This window comes from Streptomyces sp. NPDC008086, from assembly GCF_042957325.1.
Classification (GTDB): Bacteria; Actinomycetota; Actinomycetes; order Streptomycetales; family Streptomycetaceae; genus Streptomyces.
Genome location: NZ_JBIBIA010000007.1, coordinates 176759 through 195911 on the forward strand (window position 1 = coordinate 176759; position 19153 = coordinate 195911).

Annotated in this window: 21 protein-coding genes, 4 tRNA genes and 1 pseudogene; 19 read left to right on the forward strand and 7 right to left on the reverse strand. The window is 69.4% G+C overall.

The features are described 5' to 3' along the window. The first annotated feature begins 141 nt into the window (after positions 1-141). The 3 genes and pseudogenes from htpX to ACFZBP_RS25335 all read left to right on the forward strand — a co-directional run bounded on the left by htpX (position 142) and on the right by ACFZBP_RS25335 (position 2153). On the forward strand, positions 142-1005 hold the full coding sequence (htpX, locus tag ACFZBP_RS25325) for a zinc metalloprotease HtpX (protein ID WP_383452182.1): 864 nt from the start codon (positions 142-144) through the stop codon (positions 1003-1005). Further along, positions 1002-1397 carry a YccF domain-containing protein gene (locus ACFZBP_RS25330; protein WP_383452184.1) on the forward strand — a complete coding sequence of 132 codons (396 nt, stop codon included), beginning with the start codon at positions 1002-1004 and terminating at the stop codon, positions 1395-1397. Before htpX ends, ACFZBP_RS25330 begins: the two co-directional genes overlap by 4 nt. Before the next feature lie 121 nt (positions 1398-1518). Further along, positions 1519-2153 (forward strand): annotated as a pseudogene (locus tag ACFZBP_RS25335) (SMI1/KNR4 family protein). A 204-nt stretch (positions 2154-2357) separates the two neighbouring features. Here ACFZBP_RS25335 and ACFZBP_RS25340 read toward each other — a convergent pair. Then, complete coding sequence (locus ACFZBP_RS25340) at positions 2358-3623, reverse strand: amino acid permease (protein WP_391416337.1); 1266 nt, start codon at positions 3621-3623, stop codon at positions 2358-2360. Between the two features lie 137 nt (positions 3624-3760). Here ACFZBP_RS25340 and ACFZBP_RS25345 point away from each other — a divergent pair, with 137 nt between their 5' ends. After that, positions 3761-4027, forward strand: coding sequence for a GlsB/YeaQ/YmgE family stress response membrane protein (locus tag ACFZBP_RS25345; RefSeq protein WP_383452190.1), 267 nt, complete (start codon positions 3761-3763; stop codon positions 4025-4027). 164 nt (positions 4028-4191) lie between these two features. Here the strand turns inward: ACFZBP_RS25345 and ACFZBP_RS25350 are convergent, their stop codons facing one another. After that, positions 4192-4680, reverse strand: a complete 489-nt coding sequence (locus tag ACFZBP_RS25350; protein ID WP_019756392.1) for a YajQ family cyclic di-GMP-binding protein — start codon at positions 4678-4680, stop codon at positions 4192-4194. A gap of 225 nt (positions 4681-4905) precedes the next feature. Between ACFZBP_RS25350 and ACFZBP_RS25355 the strand changes: the two genes are divergently transcribed. Continuing rightward, positions 4906-4987, forward strand: a tRNA-Tyr gene (locus ACFZBP_RS25355). Between the two features lie 86 nt (positions 4988-5073). Continuing rightward, on the forward strand, positions 5074-5286 hold the full coding sequence (locus ACFZBP_RS25360) for a hypothetical protein (RefSeq protein ID WP_234766817.1): 213 nt from the start codon (positions 5074-5076) through the stop codon (positions 5284-5286). Between the two features lie 118 nt (positions 5287-5404). Here ACFZBP_RS25360 and ACFZBP_RS25365 read toward each other — a convergent pair whose 3' ends face one another. The 3 genes from ACFZBP_RS25365 to ACFZBP_RS25375 all read right to left on the reverse strand — a co-directional run bounded on the left by ACFZBP_RS25365 (position 5405) and on the right by ACFZBP_RS25375 (position 7950). Beyond that, on the reverse strand, positions 5405-5812 hold the full coding sequence (locus ACFZBP_RS25365; RefSeq protein WP_391416340.1) for a nuclear transport factor 2 family protein: 408 nt from the start codon (positions 5810-5812) through the stop codon (positions 5405-5407). Positions 5813-5814: 2 nt separating this feature from the next. Next, complete coding sequence (locus ACFZBP_RS25370) at positions 5815-6471, reverse strand: SDR family oxidoreductase (RefSeq protein WP_383452195.1); 657 nt, start codon at positions 6469-6471, stop codon at positions 5815-5817. 216 nt (positions 6472-6687) lie between these two features. Beyond that, positions 6688-7950, reverse strand: coding sequence for a hydrolase (locus tag ACFZBP_RS25375; protein WP_383452197.1), 1263 nt, complete (start codon positions 7948-7950; stop codon positions 6688-6690). A 285-nt stretch (positions 7951-8235) separates the two neighbouring features. Here ACFZBP_RS25375 and ACFZBP_RS25380 point away from each other — a divergent pair. From ACFZBP_RS25380 to ACFZBP_RS25415, 8 genes are all read left to right on the forward strand, one after another. Further along, a tRNA-Thr gene (locus tag ACFZBP_RS25380) sits at positions 8236-8308 on the forward strand. 46 nt (positions 8309-8354) lie between these two features. Next, positions 8355-8427, forward strand: a tRNA-Met gene (locus ACFZBP_RS25385). A 90-nt stretch (positions 8428-8517) separates the two neighbouring features. Beyond that, positions 8518-8682: a 50S ribosomal protein L33 gene (gene rpmG, locus ACFZBP_RS25390; RefSeq protein ID WP_003948671.1), complete on the forward strand. Its 165-nt coding sequence runs from the start codon at positions 8518-8520 to the stop codon at positions 8680-8682. 136 nt (positions 8683-8818) lie between these two features. Further along, complete coding sequence (locus ACFZBP_RS25395) at positions 8819-9283, forward strand: MaoC family dehydratase N-terminal domain-containing protein (RefSeq protein ID WP_383452199.1); 465 nt, start codon at positions 8819-8821, stop codon at positions 9281-9283. A gap of 5 nt (positions 9284-9288) precedes the next feature. Continuing rightward, positions 9289-9717: a MaoC family dehydratase gene (locus ACFZBP_RS25400; protein ID WP_383452201.1), complete on the forward strand. Its 429-nt coding sequence runs from the start codon at positions 9289-9291 to the stop codon at positions 9715-9717. 126 nt (positions 9718-9843) lie between these two features. After that, the gene (locus ACFZBP_RS25405) at positions 9844-10407 is read left to right on the forward strand and encodes a TetR family transcriptional regulator (protein WP_391416343.1); all 564 of its coding nucleotides are present in this window, start codon (positions 9844-9846) and stop codon (positions 10405-10407) included. A 121-nt stretch (positions 10408-10528) separates the two neighbouring features. Continuing rightward, entirely contained in the window at positions 10529-11983 is a 1455-nt protein-coding gene (locus tag ACFZBP_RS25410) for a DHA2 family efflux MFS transporter permease subunit (RefSeq protein WP_391416346.1), read from the forward strand. A 295-nt stretch (positions 11984-12278) separates the two neighbouring features. Next, positions 12279-13505 carry a UDP-N-acetylmuramate dehydrogenase gene (locus ACFZBP_RS25415; RefSeq protein WP_391416348.1) on the forward strand — a complete coding sequence of 409 codons (1227 nt, stop codon included), beginning with the start codon at positions 12279-12281 and terminating at the stop codon, positions 13503-13505. A gap of 42 nt (positions 13506-13547) precedes the next feature. On the opposite strand, the gene ACFZBP_RS25420 is transcribed toward ACFZBP_RS25415, so the two are convergent. Together ACFZBP_RS25420 and ACFZBP_RS25425 are read right to left on the reverse strand one after the other, a co-directional pair. Then, positions 13548-14585 (reverse strand): adenosine deaminase, encoded by a 1038-nt coding sequence (locus ACFZBP_RS25420; RefSeq protein WP_391416350.1) that lies wholly within the window; start codon positions 14583-14585, stop codon positions 13548-13550. Between the two features lie 138 nt (positions 14586-14723). Continuing rightward, positions 14724-15950 (reverse strand): pyridoxal phosphate-dependent aminotransferase, encoded by a 1227-nt coding sequence (locus ACFZBP_RS25425; protein ID WP_062721676.1) that lies wholly within the window; start codon positions 15948-15950, stop codon positions 14724-14726. A gap of 283 nt (positions 15951-16233) precedes the next feature. Here ACFZBP_RS25425 and ACFZBP_RS25430 point away from each other — a divergent pair. The 5 genes from ACFZBP_RS25430 to rplA all read left to right on the forward strand — a co-directional run bounded on the left by ACFZBP_RS25430 (position 16234) and on the right by rplA (position 19079). After that, positions 16234-16306: transfer RNA gene (locus ACFZBP_RS25430), tRNA-Trp, on the forward strand. Between the two features lie 108 nt (positions 16307-16414). Beyond that, positions 16415-16699, forward strand: coding sequence for a preprotein translocase subunit SecE (secE, locus tag ACFZBP_RS25435; RefSeq protein WP_062721677.1), 285 nt, complete (start codon positions 16415-16417; stop codon positions 16697-16699). Between the two features lie 80 nt (positions 16700-16779). Next, positions 16780-17637 (forward strand): transcription termination/antitermination protein NusG, encoded by an 858-nt coding sequence (nusG, locus tag ACFZBP_RS25440; protein WP_062721680.1) that lies wholly within the window; start codon positions 16780-16782, stop codon positions 17635-17637. A gap of 202 nt (positions 17638-17839) precedes the next feature. After that, positions 17840-18274, forward strand: coding sequence for a 50S ribosomal protein L11 (gene rplK / locus ACFZBP_RS25445; protein ID WP_028805116.1), 435 nt, complete (start codon positions 17840-17842; stop codon positions 18272-18274). Between the two features lie 79 nt (positions 18275-18353). Beyond that, a complete protein-coding gene (gene rplA, locus ACFZBP_RS25450; RefSeq protein WP_383452215.1) occupies positions 18354-19079 on the forward strand; it encodes a 50S ribosomal protein L1 in 726 nt (241 codons plus the stop codon). Positions 19080-19153: the final 74 nt, after the last annotated feature.

Consider the following 19153-nt stretch of genomic DNA (forward strand, 5'->3'; position numbering starts at 1 on the left):
CCGCGCACACCAGGGAACCCGTGGCCCTCGCCTGGCGTTGACCAGTACAGAAGGGTCCACTGGACGTGAGACCAGGGCACCAGTGGCATCGGAGATCGACCAGTAAAGGGTTCCCCTGCCGCACCACTTGGAGGGCGTACCGTGCACCGCCGGCACAACGGGCTCAGGACCGCAGTCCTCCTCGGGGGACTGTCCGCACTCATCATCGTCATCGGCAGCCTCTTCGGACGTGTGGGGCTCGTCGTCGCGGTCCTGGTCGCGCTGGGTACGAACGCGTACGCGTACTGGAACAGCGACAAACTGGCGCTGCGCGCGATGCGCGCCCGCCCGGTCAGCGAGTTCGAAGCCCCGGCCCTGTACCGCATGGTCCGGGAGCTCTCCACCCAGGCCCGTCAGCCCATGCCCCGTCTGTACATCTCCCCGACCGAGGCGCCGAACGCCTTCGCGACGGGCCGCAACCCGCGCAACGCCGCCGTGTGCTGCACAGAAGGCATCCTGCGCATCCTCGACGAGCGCGAACTGCGCGGTGTCATCGGGCACGAGTTGAGCCACGTCTACAACCGCGACATCCTGATCTCGTCGGTCGCCGGCGCACTCGCGTCCGTGATCATGTTCCTCGTCAACTTCGCCTGGCTGATCCCGATCGGCCGTTCCGATGACGATGAAGGCCCAGGCATCCTCGGCATGCTGCTGATCATGATCCTCGGCCCGCTCGCCGCCACGCTCATCCAGCTGGCCATCAGCCGCTCCCGGGAGTACGAGGCCGACGCGTCCGGCGCCCAGCTCACCGGCGACCCGCTCGCCCTCGCCAGCGCCCTGCGCAAGCTCGAACTCGGCACCAAGCAGCTCCCGCTGCCCCCCGAGCCCCGCATCGAGACCGCCAGCCACATGATGATCGCGAACCCCTTTCGCCCAGGTCAGGGATTCTCCAAAATGTTCTCCACACACCCGCCGATGGCGGACCGTATCGCCCGGCTCGAGAAGATGGCAGGCCCCCCACAGTGAAGACCATCCTCAACGTCATCTGGCTCGTCCTGAGCGGCTTCTGGCTGTTCCTCGGCTACATGCTGGCGGGCCTCCTGCTCTGCATCACCATCATCGGTATCCCGTTCGGCATCGCGGCCTTCCGCATCGGCGTCTACGCCCTGTGGCCGTTCGGGTACACCACGGTCGAGCGTCACGACGCCGGAGCGCCGTCCTGCGTCGGCAACGTCCTGTGGCTGGTCCTGGCCGGCTGGTGGCTGGCCATCGGGCACATCGTCACCGGTCTCGCCCTGTGCGTCACGATCATCGGCATCCCGTTCGGCATCGCCAACTTCAAGCTGATCCCGGTCTCGTTGTTCCCGCTGGGGCGCGAGATCGTGTCGACGAACCAGCCGTTCGCATCGAGCTGGTAGGAGTCCTCGCGGCGTACCGGCTTCCGTCCGAAGCCCTCGGACGGAAGCCGAAGGTTTTCCACAGCCTCACAGTTGTCCACAGGCCGGATCGATTGTCGGTGGCGGCTTGCATCATGAATGCATGACCGAGAACGAGCAGTTGCTGACGAGCGTGGCGGACAAGGCCCGCAACGTCCGCCCGTGGGGCTGGACTCCCTTCCCGAGCCCGTGGACGCGGCCACCCTGGCCCGCGCCGAGGCCGCTCTCGGCTTCCCCCTGCCACCGCTGCTCGCCGACCTCTACCTGCGCATAGCTGACGGCGGATTCGGCCCGGAGTACGGCCTGTTGCCCCTGCTCGACAGCCTTCCGGCCGGTGAGCCCGCCGCCGTCACGCAGTACCTCGCCAACCGCGAGAGCGGCCGCGAGGACCCCGACTGGCCCTGGCCCGAAGGAGTCCTGCCCATATCCCACTGGGGCTGCGCGATGTACGCCAGCGTGGACTGCCGCAGCCCTCAGGCCACCGTCCTCCTCTTCGAACCGAATGCCGACGACACCGACCAGGCGTGGTACGTGGACGCCCCGAGCCTCAAGGAGTGGCTGCGCGTCTGGCTCGACGGCACAGGTTGGTACGAGGAGACGAACGAGGATGCGGAGCCGACTCCTTGGGCCGACTTCCGCATACGCACGGCCGCCACGGCACCGCGTCCTGAGGCGGGAATGACTCGACGGTGGGAGGCGATGGACCGACGGCCGGTGGAGTGGATCAACGGCCCTTGAGCGGACCGCGACGACCACCCGAGTCAGCCCCGCCTGCGCCGGAGCCCAGGCCCACGCCTCTGAGCGAACCGGTCGTCCCGCAGACGGACACCTACCCAGCCCCGGCCAGCCCCCCTTCCTTCGCCCGCCCCCGGCAAGCCCCGACAGCGACGCCCCGCGTACCTCAGCGGCCTGCCCTCAAGCCGTGCGCGCCCGCCCTCCCGGTCACCCGACCGCCCCACGGCCCACCATCCACCGCCGCACGCCGTACGCGATCACACCCACCGCCAGCACCCCAGCACCCACGACAACCGAGATCTCCGGAAGGGAGAACGCCAGGACGACGCACCCGAGAAGACCCACCGCCGGCACGAACCGCCTGGTCGCCGCCGGATCGAGAGTCCACGCCGAGGCATTGGCCACCGCGTAGTACGCCAGCACCCCGAAGGAGGAGAACCCGATCGCACCTCGCAGGTCCACCGTGGCGGCCAGCACAGCGACCGCCACTCCCACGGCCAGTTCTGCCCGGTGCGGCACCTGGAAGCGAGGATGCACGGTGGCCAGGACGCCGGGCAGATGACGATCGCGCGCCATGGCCAGCGTCGTCCGCGAGACGCCCAGGATCAGGGCGAGCAGCGAGCCCAGCGCCGCGACAGCCGCGCCCACCCGTACCACCGGCACCATCCCCGGCACCCCGGCTGCCCGCACCGCGTCGGCCAGCGGCGCCGCAGCCTGCCCGAGCCCCTCCGACCCCAGCACGGAAAGGACAGCCACCGCCACACACACGTACACCGCCAGCGCGATGCCCAGGGCCAGCGGAATCGCCCGCGGGATGGTGCGCGCCGGGTCCCGCACCTCCTCACCGAGCGTCGCGATCCGCGCGTACCCGGCGAACGCGAAGAACAACAGCCCCGCCGCCTGCAGCACGCCCTCCACACCGCCCGAGACCCCGACGCCCAGGCGCCCGGCGTCGGACTGCCCGGACCCCAGACAGACGACCACCACACAAGCGAGGACAGCCAGGACCACAGCCACGATCGCCCGTGTCAGCCAGGCGGACTTCTGGACGCCGCCGTAGTTCACCGCGGTCAGCGCCACCACGGCGGCGACCGCCACCGCGTGCGCCTGCCCCGGCCAGACGTACGCGCCCACCGTGAGCGCCATCGCCGCACAGGAGGCCGTCTTACCGACCACGAACGACCAGCCCGCGAGATACCCCCAGAACTCCCCGAGCCGCTCTCGGCCATACACATATGTGCCACCCGAGGCCGGATACAGGGCGGCCAGCCGCGCCGACGACGTGGCGTTGCAATATGCGACCACGGCCGCGACCGCGAGCCCGAGAAGCAGTCCGGACCCGGCCGCGCGGGCGGCAGGGCCCAGGGCGGCGAAGATTCCGGCACCGACCATCGAGCCGAGTCCGATGACCACGGCGTCCCCGAGACCGAGGGTGCGCCGCAGCTCGGAAGAGGCGGAGCTGGACCCTTCCATGGCCGGAACCCTACTGATCGCCGCAACCGGAGGACGCCGCCGTGACGTCCTGTTCATCAACAGAGCACGAACGAGCGCGCCCAAGATCACAGTGCCCGGCGAGTGCAGGCACAGCGCGGAGGGGCAGGGTTCACGGCATGACGATCATCAGCTGGATCATTCTGGGGCTGCTGGCCGGGGCCATCGCCAAGTTCCTGCTGCCGGGGCGCGACCCGGGCGGCTTCATCGGCACCACTGTCATCGGGATCGCCGGCGCGTTCATCGGTGGCTGGATCTCGGCCCGCTGGCTGGACCACCCCATCACCAAGGACTTCTACGACGGCGCCACCTGGGCCGCCGCGATCGGAGGCTCCCTCGTGCTCCTGATCGCCTACCGCCTCCTGTTCGGCCACTCGCGCAACTGAGTGGGACGAGTACAGCCCCGAACCGCAGCCAGCAGGCGAGAAGGGTGGGCACCCAGGGGTGCCCACCCTTCCTCGTAAAGCATCACTCCGAAGCCGAAGCCGAAGCCGAAGCCGAAGCCGAAGCCGAAGCCGCTGGCTGCTGGGGCCGGGATCGGATCAGCAGCTCACCGGTAGTTCACGAACTGCAGCGCGAAGTCGAAGTCCTTGCCCTTCAGCAGGGCGATCACGGCCTGGAGGTCGTCCCGGCTCTTGGAGCTGACGCGCAGTTCGTCGCCCTGCACCTGGGCCTTCACGCCCTTGGGGCCCTCGTCGCGAATGATCTTCGCCACCTTCTTCGCGTTCTCCTGGGAGATGCCCTCCTCGATCGACGCGAAGATCTTGTATTCCTTGCCCGAAAGCTGGGGCTCGCCCGCGTCCAGGGCCTTCAGCGAGATCCCGCGCTTGATCAGCTTGGACTGGAAGACGTCGAGGACAGCCTTCACCCGGTCCTCGGAGTTCGCCTCCATGAGGATCTTGTCACCGGACCACGAGATCGAGGCACCCACGCCCTTGAAGTCGTAGCGCTGTGAGATCTCCTTGGCGGCCTGGTTGAGGGCGTTGTCGACCTCCTGCCGCTCGACCTTCGAGACGATGTCGAAACTGGAGTCGGCCATGTCCTGTGGCTCCTTGTATCGGGGTGCGTATGGGGTGCGTCTCGGCGGGCGTGGGGGTGGCCGCCGAGCCCGGGGCGGAACCCGGGCCGCATTCGGACAAGCCTAGCCACCCCTGGTCCCCCGGGAGGCGATCAATCGGGTGGCGAAGCACCCCTCCACATCGGGTATTGTTTACGTCGTTGCCACGGAGCACCGCCGAAAAGCGGTTCGAACGGCAGCAACCCCGGCGGTGTGCCCGAGCGGCCAAAGGGAGCAGACTGTAAATCTGCCGGTTCTACCTTCCCAGGTTCGAATCCTGGCGCCGCCACACTGGGGAAAACCCCTCCGATCTGCGGAAACGTAGAGCGGAGGGGTTTTCGCGTTCCAGGGCCAGGCCCGGGGCACACTGATGCCATGTCCACGCGTCGTAGAAGCTGCCCCGAGTGCCGTCGTGAGATCGCCGTCGTCGCCGGTCGTTTCGCGCGGCACGATCCGCCCGGCGCGCGGGAGCACGGGGAACTCGTGTCGTGCCCCGGTTCGAGGCGACAGGCGCAACTCGGCGCCGCACAGCCCGCGTTGGACGGGTACGTCGTGCCCGAGTTTCCCGGGCAGCTGCCGCTGTTCTGAGAACCCCCTGCCCCAGCCGACGCGGCGCCTCACACGCCGAGTCGCGAGTCATCGATTCATGGAGTTGCCGAGCCATCGAGTCGCCGCGTCCCGACCTCGCACACCGACCTCGCCTGCCTCACCCCGAGGCGGCCGGGCCGCCCGAGGAACGGGGTCGCACGTCCATCCGCGCGACCAGCCCGTCCCCGCCGAACCGGTACACGTGCTCGACCCGCTCCTCCGCCCACTGATCGTCGCCCGACGCGTCTCGCATCCCGAGCCGTACGGTCGCCACCACGGCCTCGCCGTCCGCGTCCGGCCGGAGACCCTCCAGGTGGACGAGGGGATGCCCGGCGGCGAACTGCCGCGCCCAGTAGGCGCGTACCGCCTCGCGGCCGTGCAGCCGGACCCCGTCCAGGACGTTCGGCCAGTCCACGTCGGGGGCGAGGCACCGCTCCATGACCGGCTCGCGCTCGTCCGTCGAGAAGACCTCGTACATGCGGCGCAACAGCGCCTCCTGTGCGGCGGGGACGCCCGCCGGGCCCATCCTCAGTTCCCCGCCACGGACTTCACCGCGACCGACACCGGCGCCGATCCGCTGATGAGTTCGAGCGTCAGGCCGGCCGTGGCCGGGGTGTCGAGCAACTCGGCGAGGACGGCGGCCACATCGTCGCGCGGGATCGGGCCACGACCGGTGTGGGCCTCCAGGCGCACCAGGCCGGTTCCGGCGTCGTTCGTCAGCATGCCCGGGCGCAGGATCGTCCAGTCCAGCCCGGCCAGGCCGCGGACGTACTCGTCGGCCCCGCCCTTGGCCCGCAGGTAGGCGTCGAAGACCTCGCTGCCTTCGTGCTTCGGGTCCGCGCCCATGGAGGAGACGACCAGGAAGCGCCGTACGCCCGCCTGGACCGCCGCGTCCGCGAACAGGACGGCCGCGCCCTTGTCCACCGAGTCCTTGCGGTCCGTTCCGCTGCCAGGGCCGGCTCCGGCGGCGAAGACCGCCGCGTCCGCCCCCTGAAGTTGTGCCGCGACGTCCTCGACCGAGGCCGACTCCAGGTCGAGCAGGATCGGTTCGGCACCGGCTTCCCGCAGATCGTCGGCCTGTTCGGCCTTGCGGATGATCCCCGCGACCTCGTCCCCGCGCGCGGCGAGCAGCGTCTCCAGCCGCAGCGCGATCTGACCATGACCACCAGCGATGACAATGCGCATGTCTTCGACCGTACGCCCGGACGGACGCATCCGCCGCACGACTTCAGCCGCGCCTCACGTCTTCCGAGGTGCATGCATCACTGCCTCACAGGGGGCGCATCGCATGGGCACACACCGGGCGCACGAGCTGCCCGCGCACCCCTGTGCGCCCCAATCCGCCCCCTGTCACACCTTCGGAGTGCCCCGCCCCGCGCAGGGCCGCAGCCCCGCATCTCCTCAGGACAGCTCTCCCCGCCCCTGCCGTGGCAGCCCCAACTCCGCCGCCACGGCCGAGTTGCAGTACTCCCGCACCGCGCTGGTCCGCGCCACCACGCGCCCCCGGTGGACCACGATGCGGCTGTACGCCAGCGACAGCGCCCCCGCCAGCCGGTCCCCGCGCACCGCCAGCAATTCGGCCGGGAAGCCCGCCTCCACCCGCACCTCGGGCAGCCCCAGCACCGCGCGTGCCGAGGCGCTCACGGCGTCGTACGCGTCCTCGGGGCGCAGCCCGTGCCGGGAGGCCAGCAGGTAGGCGGCCTCCAGCGGGTCTCCCCGCCCCACCGGGTTCGACACGTCCCGCAGGGCACCGCTTCCGGCGGCGACGCGTACGCCGGCGGCGCGCAGCAGTCGTACGGGCGCCGTACTCCGCCGTTCCGCGCCCCCGCAGCCGCCCTGGGGCAGACAGGCCACCGTCACCCCGGCCGCGGCGAGCTGGTCCGCGGTGCGGGAGGCCGTCTGGGCCGGCAGCCGGCCCAGGCCGCCGCACGGGCCGAGGGTCACGCCGGGGCGCAGTCCGCCGGCCATCGCGGCGAGCCGGGCCAGGCGGGCAGGGTCGGTGGCGTCGGTGTGCAGGTCGACGGGGCAGCCGTGCTCGGAGGCGACCTCCAGGACCGCCTCCACGTACCCCGTCGGATCCGGATCCAGATCCGGGCAGCCACCCACCACGGACGCGCCCATCTTCAGCGCGTCCCGCAGCATCGCCAGCCCGTCGGCACCGGCCACCCCGGTCAGCAGCCGGGGCATCGCCACCGTCGTCAACTCCGTGAGCCCGCGCAGGGAACGCCGTGCCTGCAGTACGGCGGTCAGCGCGCCCAGCCCCTGGACGTCGCCTACGCGCACGTGTGCCCGTAGTGCGGTCGCCCCGTGTCCGAGCTGGAGCAAGGCGGCCTCGGTGGCCCGGCGCTGGACGTCCTGGGGCTCGTACGAGACAGGGCCGCCCTCGTCGGCGGAGAGGGCGGTGTCGCCGTGGGCGTGCGCTTCGGCCGGGGCCGGCAGGAGCAGATAGCCGCCGAGGTCCACGCGCGCGTACGCACGCGTGCCGTCCCCCGCCAGGCTCCCGGCGGTGCCGACCGCCTCGATGCGCCCGCCGCCCAGCCGTACGTCCACGGTCCGGCCGTCGGTGAGCCGCGCCCCGCACAGCAGCAGTGCACCCGGGTCGGCCGGTCCGGAGGAACCCGACGAGGACGACGAGTGGGGTGGCTGGGGATGGCTGTCGGGCATCGCGCTCCAGAGGTTCGGGGCTGCGCATCGGGCTGCGGGGAACGGTGCCGGGGGATACGCCGGGCACGCAAGATCACGCAGAGTGAGTCGAGCCTAGGGTGGCGATACCGCCCTGGCGCGCAGGAGCGCAATAGTCGTACCGGTGTGGTCCGCCGAACGGAGCCGCGTCCCGCGGGACCGCAGTGGCCTGCGAGGCGTCTGTGCGCCCCGCCGATCAGCCCTCGGGTGGGGCCGCGAAACGGATTTGGGTGAACGGCTGCCGAGCGTGTAATGTCTTCATCGCTCGCCCCAATAGCTCAGTCGGTAGAGCGTCTCCATGGTAAGGAGAAGGTCTACGGTTCGATTCCGTATTGGGGCTCTGGTGTGGGAGGTTCCCGTCGCAAGGCGGGGGCCGATCGCATCACAGCGGTGTAGCTCAGTCGGTAGAGCAAGCGGCTCATAATCGCTGTGTCACCGGTTCAAGTCCGGTCACCGCTACTGACAGTAGCCGATTGTGGGGTCGGTCCTTCGATCGGCTACTCTTTTATGCGTTAATTCAGTCCTATCCGTTCGTCAAGGAGCACTCACGTGGCTGCCACCGACGTCCGCCCGAAGATCACGCTGGCCTGCGTGGAGTGCAAGGAGCGGAACTACATCACCAAGAAGAACCGGCGTAACAACCCGGACCGCCTTGAGATGAAGAAGCACTGCCCGCGTTGCAACGCGCACACCGCGCACCGCGAAACGCGATAAATCAGGCTCGTACGCGAGGCCGCCCCCTCAGTCGGGGGGCGGCCTCGCGTCGTTTTCGCCCCGGTTACCGGTCGGTTGGGGCCGACTCAGGTGAACCAGCAGGTCAACGGCAGCAGACAGCAGGAGGTGCCGAGCCATGGCGCTCGACCAGTCCTTCGTGGGGCGGAGTTACCCGCCCACCGACCCGTACGAGGTGGGCCGGGAGAAGATCCGTGAGTTCGCCGAAGCGGTGGGGGACACCAACCCGGCGTACACGGACCCGGAGGCCGCCAAGGCGCTCGGTCACCCCGATGTGATCGCCCCGCCGACCTTTGTCTTCTCGATCACCTTCAAGGCCGCCGGACAGGTCGTCCAGGACCCGCAGCTCGGCCTTGACTACAGCCGCGTGGTGCACGGCGACCAGAAGTTCGCCTACACCCGCCCGGTGCGCGCCGGCGACCGGCTGACCGTCACCTCGACCATCGAGGCGGTCAAGACCATGGCGGGCAACGACATCCTGGACGTTCGCGGCGAGATCCACGACGAGGCGGGCGAGCATGTGGTGACCGCCTGGATGAAGCTCGTGGCCCGCGGCCTGGACGCCGAAGAAGGGCAGGCCTGAGACCGATGACGGCGAAGATTGCCTACGGTGACGTCGAGGTCGGCACCGAGCTGCCCGCCCAGAACTTTCCTGTGACTCGTGCCACCCTCGTCCAGTACGCGGGCGCCTCCGGAGACTTCAACCCGATCCACTGGAACGAGAAGTTCGCCAAGGAGGTCGGACTGCCGGACGTCATCGCGCACGGCATGTTCACCATGGCCGAGGCGATCCGGGTGGTCACCGACTGGACCGGCGACCCGGCCGCGGTGGTCGAGTACGGCGTCCGCTTCACCAAGCCGGTCGTCGTGCCGAACGACGACGAGGGCGCCACGATCGAGGTCAGCGGCAAGGTCGCGGCCAAGCTCGACGACAACAGGGTCCGCGTGGACCTGCTCGTGAAGAGCGCCGGGCAGAAGGTGCTCGGGATGTCGCGGGCGGTCGTACAGCTGGCGTAGCGACACGCGCGTGCCGTGCGGTAAGGGGCGCCCTCCATGGAGGGGCGCCCCTTACATGTTTGGGTCGCGGCACATTTCCGCCGCACCTCTTGACCTAGTTAGTGATTGAGTACTAACTTACTTCACATGGTCAGGATGAGTGCAGCCGAGAGGCGTGAGAGCGTCATCCGCGCGGCGACGACCGAGTTCGCTCGCGGTGGCTACTACGGCACGTCGACCGAGGCGATCGCCAAGCGTGTCGGCGTCTCGCAGCCGTATCTCTTCCGGCTCTTCCCGGGCAAGAAGGCGATCTTCCTGGCGGCGGCCGAACGTTGCGTGGAGGAGACCACCCGGATGTTCGCGGAGGCTTCCGAGGGGCTGGAGGGTGAAGAGGCCCTGCATGCCATGGGGGTCGCGTACCGGAAGGTCGTCTCTGAGCAGCCCGAGCGACTGATGATGCAGATGCAGATGTACCTCGCCGTGGCGGCCGCCGAGCAGGAGGGCGACCACGAGTTCGGCGAGGCCGTGCGGGCCGGCTGGATGCGGTTGTGGGACACCGTCCACGTGCCGCTGGGGGCGGACGTCAACGAGACGACGACCTTCATGGCGTACGGAATGCTCATTAACTGCCTGGTGGCCATGGGTTTCCCTCCCGAGCACCGTGTCTGGGCCGGGATGGAGCCGCCCAAGGCGGCTGAGGGGCAGCCGTAAGTAAGGAGGGGGCGGCGTGGATCGCCGCGCTTCTCCATGAGCGCAGAAGTTAGTAATCGATAACTACCCAAGGCGAAGAGTTCGTCAACAGGAACCGGAACGCATCACCCCTGGGGGAGCGATGTCACACCAGACCGAACAGAGCGCACGGGCAAGCGGCCTCGGAGGGGCCGTATGGGCCCTCGTCATCACCAGCGTCGCCGGGTTCATGGCGGCCCTCGACAACCTCGTCGTCACCACGGCGCTGCCGTCCATCCGCGAGGACCTGGGCGGATCGCTGCCCGACCTGGAGTGGACGGTGAGCGCGTACACACTCACCTTCGCCGTCCTGCTGATGTTCGGGGCGGCGCTGGGTGACCGGTTCGGTCGCCGTCGGCTCTTCCTCGTCGGCATAGCGATCTTCACCGGCGCGTCCGCCGCCGCGGCCCTCGCGCCGGGCCTCGACTTGCTCATCGCGGCCCGCGCGGTACAGGGCGTCGGCGCGGCGATCATGATGCCGCTGACGCTGACCCTGCTGACGGCCGCCGTGCCCGCCGCCAAGCGCGGGATGGCGTACGGCATATGGGGTGCCGTCAACGGGCTCGCGGTCGCGTCCGGGCCGCTCATCGGTGGCAGCCTCACCGAACACATCTCCTGGCAGTGGATCTTCTGGCTGAACGTCCCACTGGGCCTCGCCCTGCTGCCGCTGGCCCGCCTGCGCCTGGCCGAGTCGCACGGCACCGGCTCCCCGCTAGACCTTCCCGGCACCCTGCTGGCCAGCGGTGGTCTGTTCGGGATCGTGTACGGACTGGTGCGCGGGCCTGCCGACGGGTGGACCGGCCATCTGGTGCTGACCGGCCTGTTCGCCGGAGGGGCGTTGCTCGTCGGGTTCGTGCTCTACAGCACCCGTGCCAGGAACCCGATGCTGCCGATGCGGCTGTTCCGCTCCCGGGCGTTCTCCGGGATCAACGCCGCGAGCATGCTGATGTTCCTCGGGATGTTCGGGTCGATCTTCCTGCTCAGTCAGTACATGCAGGGGGTGCTCGGGTATTCGCCGACCGAGGCGGGGCTGCGGATGCTGCCGTGGACGGGGATGCCGATGCTTGTCGCGCCGATCGCCGGGATCCTCTCCGACCGCATCGGTGGGCGGCCTGTCGTCGCCACCGGGCTGTTCTTCCAGGCGGCCGGGCTCGCCTACATGGCTTCCGTGGTCACCGTCGATGCCTCGTACGCCGCGCAGCTGCCCGGTCTGATCATCAGCGGCGTCGGCATGGCGCTGTTCTTCGCGCCGGCGGCCAATCTGGTGATGTCCAGTGTGCGGGCTTCTGAACAGGGCATTGCCTCCGGCGCGAACAACGCGCTGCGGGAGGTCGGTGGGGCGCTCGGTATTGCCGTGATGGCGTCGATCTTCTCCGCGCAGGGTGGCTATGAGACCGGCCAGGCCTTCGTGGACGGCCTTCGGCCCGCGCTGGTCACGGGGGCGGCGGTGGTTGGTCTCGCCGGGGTTGCGGCTCTGCTGATCCCTCGCCGGCGGCCGGTCAGCCGGGCTGTGAGCCCGACCGAGCAGGCGCCGACTCTGGAGACTATCGCCGGGTGACGTGGCCTAACGGGGTGGCAGGGGTTGGCGAAGCGTTTTCTCGCCCCCGCCGCCCCTACCCGTCCCATCCCCAGGGGCTCCGCCCCTTCGACCCCACTGGGGCTGCCGCCCCAGACCCCGCCATCGGCCCTCCGGGCCTCGTCCTCAAACGCCGGACGGGCTGGCGGGGTGCCTGGGCTGCGGAGCCCCTGCGGGTGGGTGGGGGGTTCGAGGTGGCAAGGATCCGTCCTCGAACCTCAGACGGGCTGGGGGTGCCTGGGCCTGCGGAGCCCCTACGGGTGGGTGGGGGTTCGGGATGGCAAGGACCCGTCCCCGAACATCAGATGGGCTGGAAGGGTCTGGGCCGGTGCGCCCCCACCCAACACCGACAGGCCGCCGCAGGCATCGGCCCGAGCTGACACCCCCGCAAGCCCCCGCCCCACCCAACACCAACAGGCCGCCGCAGGCGTCTCGTACTCTTGAGCGCGTGCAGGAACTCCACGATGCCTCCCTCGCCCCCCTGACCACCTTCCGCCTGGGCGGCCCCGCCACCCGGCTGGTCACCGCCACCACCGACGCCGAGGTCATCGACGTCGTGCGCGAGGCGGACGCCGAGGGGACGCCGTTGTTGGTGATCGGCGGGGGATCGAACCTGGTCATCGGGGACAAGGGCTTCGCGGGCACCGCGCTGGTCGTCGCCACCAAGGGGTTCGAGCTGGACGGCACCGCGCTTGAACTGGCCGCCGGCGAGGTGTGGACCGACGCCGTCGCCCGGACCGTGGAGGCAGGCCTCGCCGGAATCGAGTGCCTCGCCGGAATCCCCGGCTCCGCAGGCGCCACGCCGATCCAGAACGTCGGTGCGTACGGCCAGGAGGTCTCCTCGACGATCACCGAGGTGATCGCGTACGACCGACAGACAGGCGAGACCGTCGTCATCCCGAACGCCGACTGCGCCTTCTCCTACCGCCACAGCCGCTTCAAGGCCGACCCAGAGCGCTACGTCGTCCTGCGCGTCCGTTTCCGGCTGGAGGACGCCGAAGGCCTCTCCGCCCCGATCAAGTACGCCGAGACCGCCCGAGCCCTCGGCGTCGAACCCGGCGACCGTGTCCCCCTGGCCGCCGCGCGCGAGACCGTGCTGAAGCTGCGTACCGGGAAGGGCATGGTCCTGGACCCCGAGGACCACGACACCTGGTCGGCCGGCTCCTTCTTCACCAACCCGATCCTCACCGACGAACAGTTCGCAGCGTTCCACGCGCGCGTGCGCGAGCACCTGGGCGCCGGCGTGGAGCCGCCCGCGTACCCGGTGGGCGATGGCCGCACCAAGACCTCCGCGGCCTGGCTCATCGACAAGGCGGGCTTCACCAAGGGATACGGCACCGGCCCCGCCCGTATCTCCACCAAGCACACCCTCGCTCTCACCAACCGCGGCGGCGCGACCACCGAGGACCTCCTGGGCCTCGCCCGCGAGGTCGTGGCGGGCGTCCGGGAGACCTTCGGCATCACGCTGGTCAACGAGCCGGTGACGGTCGGCGTCAGCCTCTAGGACGCGTACTGCGTGTACTGCGTGTACTGCGCGTAGGACGCGTCACTGGGGCTGCGCGAGCCAGTCGTCCACCCCCGCCAACAGCTTCGCCTTCATCTCCTCCGGCGCCGCCGACCCCCGCACCGACTGACGCGCCAGCTCAGCCAGCTCCTCGTCCGTGAAGGCGTGGTGGCGGCGCGCGATGTCGTACTGCGCGGCCAGCCGCGAGCCGAAGAGCAGGGGGTCGTCGGCGCCCAGGGCCATCGGCACGCCGGCCTCGTACAGCGTCCGTAGCGGGACGTCCTCGGGCTTCTCGTAGACGCCGAGGGCGACGTTCGAGGCGGGGCACACCTCACACGTCACGCCCCGGTCCGCGAGGCGCTTCAGCAACCGCGGGTCCTCCGCCGCCCGCACCCCGTGACCGATCCGGTTGGCGTGCAGGTCGTCCAGGCAGTCACGGACCGAGGACGGGCCGGTCAGCTCGCCACCGTGCGGGGCCGACAGCAGGCCGCCCTCACCGGCGATGTGGAAGGCGCGGTCGAAGTCCCTTGCCATGCCCCGGCGTTCGTCGTTCGACAACCCGAAGCCGACGACACCCCGGTCGGCGTACCGCACCGCAAGCCGGGCCAGCGTGCGGGCGTCCAGAGGGTGCTTCATACGGTTCGCGGCGACCAGGACACGCATCCCGAGCCCGGTGTCCCGCGACGCGGTCTCGACGGCGTCCAGAATGACCTCCAGAGCCGGGATCAGACCGCCCAGCCGGGGCGCGTACGAGGTGGGGTCCACCTGGATCTCCAGCCAGCCGGAGCCGTCCCTCAGATCCTCCTCCGCGGCCTCTCTGACCAGGCGCTGGATGTCCTCCGGCTGCCGTAGGCACGACCGCGCCGCGTCGTACAGGCGCTGGAAGCGGAACCAGCCCCGCTCGTCCGTCGCCCGTAGCCTCGGCGGCTCCCCGCTGGTCAGCGCATCCGTCAGCGCCTCGGGCAGGCGTACACCGTATTTGTCGGCCAGTTCCAGCAGGGTCGTGGGCCGCATCGAGCCGGTGAAGTGCAGGTGCAGATGGGCTTTCGGCAGTTCAGAGACATCACGTACACGCTCCATTCCAGGATCCTGCCGCACGCCCCGCCCGTCCCGGTAGCGCTTTCCCCGAACGTGGTCTTGCTCGCACGCGCACACGACGAAAGCGGGCCGTTCCCCGAGGGAACGGCCCGCTCACCGTCTACTCACGTGAGTGGACGGTCAGTCCCTGGCCTCCGCCAGCAGCTTCTGGATCCGGCTCACGCCCTCGACGAGGTCCTCGTCACCGAGCGCGTACGACAGCCGCAGATAGCCCGGCGTGCCGAAGGCCTCGCCCGGAACGACCGCGACCTCGGCCTCCTCCAGGATGAGCGCGGCCAGCTCGACCGAGTCCTGGGGGCGCTTGCCGCGGATCTCCTTGCCGATGAGGGCCTTCACCGACGGGTACGCGTAGAAGGCGCCCTCGGGCTCGGGGCAGACCACGCCGTCGATCTCGTTGAGCATCCGCACGATGGTCTTGCGGCGGCGGTCGAAGGCCTCGCGCATCTTCGCCACGGCGTCCAGGTCGCCGGAGACGGCGGCGAGCGCGGCCACCTGCGCCACGTTCGAGACGTTCGACGTCGCGTGCGACTGGAGGTTGGTCGCGGCCTTCACCACGTCCTTCGGGCCGATGATCCAGCCGACCCGCCAGCCCGTCATGGCGTACGTCTTGGCGACACCGTTGACCACGATGCACTTGTCGCGCAGCTCGGGCAGCACGGCGGGCAGCGACACGGACACGGCGTCGCCGTAGACCAGGTGCTCGTAGATCTCGTCGGTCATCACCCACAGGCCGTGCTCGACGGCCCAGCGGCCGATCGCCTCGGTCTCGGCCTCGCTGTAGACGGCGCCGGTCGGGTTGGACGGCGACACGAAGAGGACGACCTTCGTCTTCTCCGTACGGGCCGCCTCCAGCTGCTCCACGGAGACGCGGTAGCCGGTCGTCTCGTCGGCGACGACCTCGACCGGGACACCGCCGGCGAGACGGATCGACTCCGGGTACGTCGTCCAGTACGGGGCGGGGACGATGACCTCGTCGCCCGGGTCGAGGATCGCGGCGAAGGCCTCGTAGATCGCCTGCTTGCCGCCGTTGGTGACGAGGATCTGCGAGACGTCGGGCTCGTAGCCGGAGTCGCGCAGCGTCTTCGCGGCGATGGCGGCCTTCAGCTCGGGCAGACCGCCGGCCGGGGTGTAGCGGTGGAACTTCGGGTTCTTGCAGGCCTCGATGGCGGCCTCGACGATGTAGTCCGGGGTCGGGAAGTCGGGCTCACCGGCGCCGAAGCCGATCACCGGACGCCCGGCGGCCTTGAGGGCCTTGGCCTTGGCGTCCACGGCGAGGGTGGCGGACTCGGAGATCGCGCCGACTCGGGCGGAGACCCGGCGCTCGGTGGGAGGGGTTGCAGCGCTCATGGGACCCATCGTTTCAGACAGGAAACGCGCCCGGCACGGGGGTTTCACAGACTGAACATCAGCTGAACAACCGTGCGGATCCGGGCCGCGGCCAGCGGATCTTGCACCCGAGGACCGGTGATCTTCGGCCGATCTTTCGCCGGTCAACGCTCCCACGGGCACTTTCTGTTCGACGGCGCGCCCAGGACCACGTACACTCTCACCTCGTTGGCCTTCAGCGGCCCGCAGTCACCGTGTGCACACCGTGCACCCGCTCGGATGCGGTACGTTGGGGGGCACACAAAGGGTCGTAGCTCAATTGGTAGAGCACTGGTCTCCAAAACCAGCGGTTGGGGGTTCAAGTCCCTCCGGCCCTGCTACACACACCTTCGCCAGGATGTGTGCGCATGTACGTACAGCAATGCACCGCCGTGCGGCTCAGACCGGGCGCGGCACGGCCACGACCCGGAATCAGGTGAGGACGAGTGACGGACGCCGTGGGCTCCATCGACATGCCTGATGCCCAGGACGAGGCGCCGGAGTCCAAGAAGACCCGTAAGGGTGGCAAGCGCGCCAAGAAGGGCCCGCTGAAGCGACTCGCGCTCTTCTACCGCCAGATCATCGCGGAGCTCCGCAAGGTTGTCTGGCCGACGCGCAACCAGCTGACGACGTACACCACCGTGGTGATCATCTTCGTCGTCATCATGATCGGCCTGGTGACCGTGATTGACTATGGGCTCGACCACGCCGCCAAGTACGTCTTCGGCTGAGCCAAGAGCGAAGGGCGCCGCGGTTACCGGCGCCCCTTTCGCATGTTCCACCCCTATGTATCCAGGAAGAAGCAGCCACCGTGTCTGACCAGAACGTGAACGACGCCATCGAGCCACACGGGCAGGGTGTCGAGTCCGTGGAAGACGAGCTCGAGATCGTCGAAGGCGCGGACGAGGACCTGGACGAGGTCGAGGCTGCCGAGGCCGAGGCGGGCGAGCCCGCCGAGGAGGCCGCGCTCCACGTGGAGGACGAGTCCGGCGGTGACGTCGAGGCCGTCGAGGACGAGGAAGAGGACGCCGAGGAGGAGCCGGCCGAGCCGGTCGATCCCGTCGCCGCCCTGCGTGACGAGCTCCGCACGCTCCCCGGCGAGTGGTACGTCATCCACACCTACGCCGGTTACGAGAACCGCGTGAAGACCAACCTGGAGCAGCGCGCCGTCTCGCTGAACGTCGAGGACTACATCTTCCAGGCCGAGGTGCCGCAGGAAGAGGTCGTCCAGATCAAGAACGGCGACCGCAAGACGATCAAGCAGAACAAGCTGCCTGGTTACGTCCTCGTCCGCATGGACCTGACGAACGAGTCCTGGGGCGTCGTCCGCAACACCCCCGGCGTCACCGGCTTCGTGGGCAACGCCTACGACCCGTACCCGCTGACCCTGGACGAGATCGTCAAGATGCTCGCCCCGGAGGCCGAGGAGAAGGCCGCCCGCGAGGCCGCCGAGGCCGAGGGCAAGCCCGCTCCGCAGCGCAAGGTCGAGGTCCAGGTCCTGGACTTCGAGGTCGGCGACTCGGTCACCGTCACCGACGGCCCGTTCGCCACGCTGCAGGCCACGATCAACGAGATCAACGCCGACTCGAAGAAGGTCAAGGGTCTGGTGGAGATCTTCGGGCGCGAGACGCCGGTCGAGCTCTCGTTCGATCAGATCCAGAAGAACTAGTTCTTCGCCTGCGGGCGCGTGGGGGCTGGTCGCTCAGTTCCCCGCGTCCCTAGGTCGGTCAGGTCAGGTGGGCTTCGAGTGAGCCGCCTGACCTGCTTCGTTTTTGACCGCGCATCTATACCCGTTATCGTTGTGCGGTATGCCTTCATCCGGGACGCGACCCGGGCGGAGGCACGCCTCAATCGAAAGGACCCGGAGAGCTATGCCTCCCAAGAAGAAGAAGGTCACGGGGCTCATCAAGCTCCAGATCCAGGCCGGTGCCGCCAACCCGGCTCCGCCGGTCGGCCCCGCGCTGGGTCAGCACGGCGTGAACATCATGGAGTTCTGCAAGGCCTACAACGCCGCGACCGAGTCGCAGCGCGGTTGGGTCATCCCGGTGGAGATCACGGTCTACGAGGACCGTTCCTTCACCTTCATCACCAAGACGCCGCCGGCCGCCAAGATGATCCTCAAGGCCGCGGGCGTGGAGAAGGGCTCCGGCGAGCCGCACAAGACCAAGGTCGCCAAGATCACCGAGGCGCAGGTCCGCGAGATCGCCACCACGAAGATGCCCGACCTCAACGCCAACGACCTGGACGCCGCCGCGAAGATCATCGCCGGCACCGCCCGTTCCATGGGCATCACGGTCGAGGGCTGACCCCAACCCCCCAAGCAGAAGTGAGTGGCGGGGCCTGCTCGGCCCGGACCACAACTCCTCGGAAATCACAGGAGCAGTAGTGAGCAAGCGCAGCAAGACTCTCCGCGCTGCGGACGCCAAGATCGACCGGGAGAAGCTGTACGCCCCGCTCGAGGCCGTCCGTCTCGCCAAGGAGACGTCCACGACCAAGTTCGACGGCACCGTCGAGGTCGCCTTCCGTCTGGGTGTCGACCCGCGTAAGGCCGACCAGATGGTCCGTGGCACCGTGAACCTTCCGCACGGCACCGGTAAGACCGCCCGGGTCCTGGTCTTCGCGACCGGCGACCGTGCCGAGGCCGCGCGTGCCGCGGGCGCCGACATCGTCGGCGCCGACGAGCTGATCGACGAGGTCTCGAAGGGCCGCCTGGACTTCGACGCCGTCGTCGCCACCCCGGACCTCATGGGCAAGGTCGGCCGCCTCGGCCGCGTCCTCGGCCCGCGTGGTCTGATGCCGAACCCGAAGACCGGCACCGTGACCCCGGACGTGGCCAAGGCCGTGACCGAGATCAAGGGCGGCAAGATCGAGTTCCGCGTCGACAAGCACTCGAACCTGCACTTCATCATCGGCAAGGTGTCCTTCGACGACACCAAGCTGGTGGAGAACTACGGCGCCGCGCTGGAGGAGATCCTCCGTCTGAAGCCGTCGGCCGCCAAGGGTCGCTACATCAAGAAGGCCGCGATCAGCACCACGATCGGCCCCGGCGTTCCCGTCGACCCGAACCGCACCCGCAACCTCCTCGTCGAGGAGGACCCGGCCGCGGTCTGAGCCACCGGCTCACCAGGCTCGAAAGCGGGCCCCACACCCTTCCCGGGTGTGGGGCCCGTCCCCGTTCCCAGGCC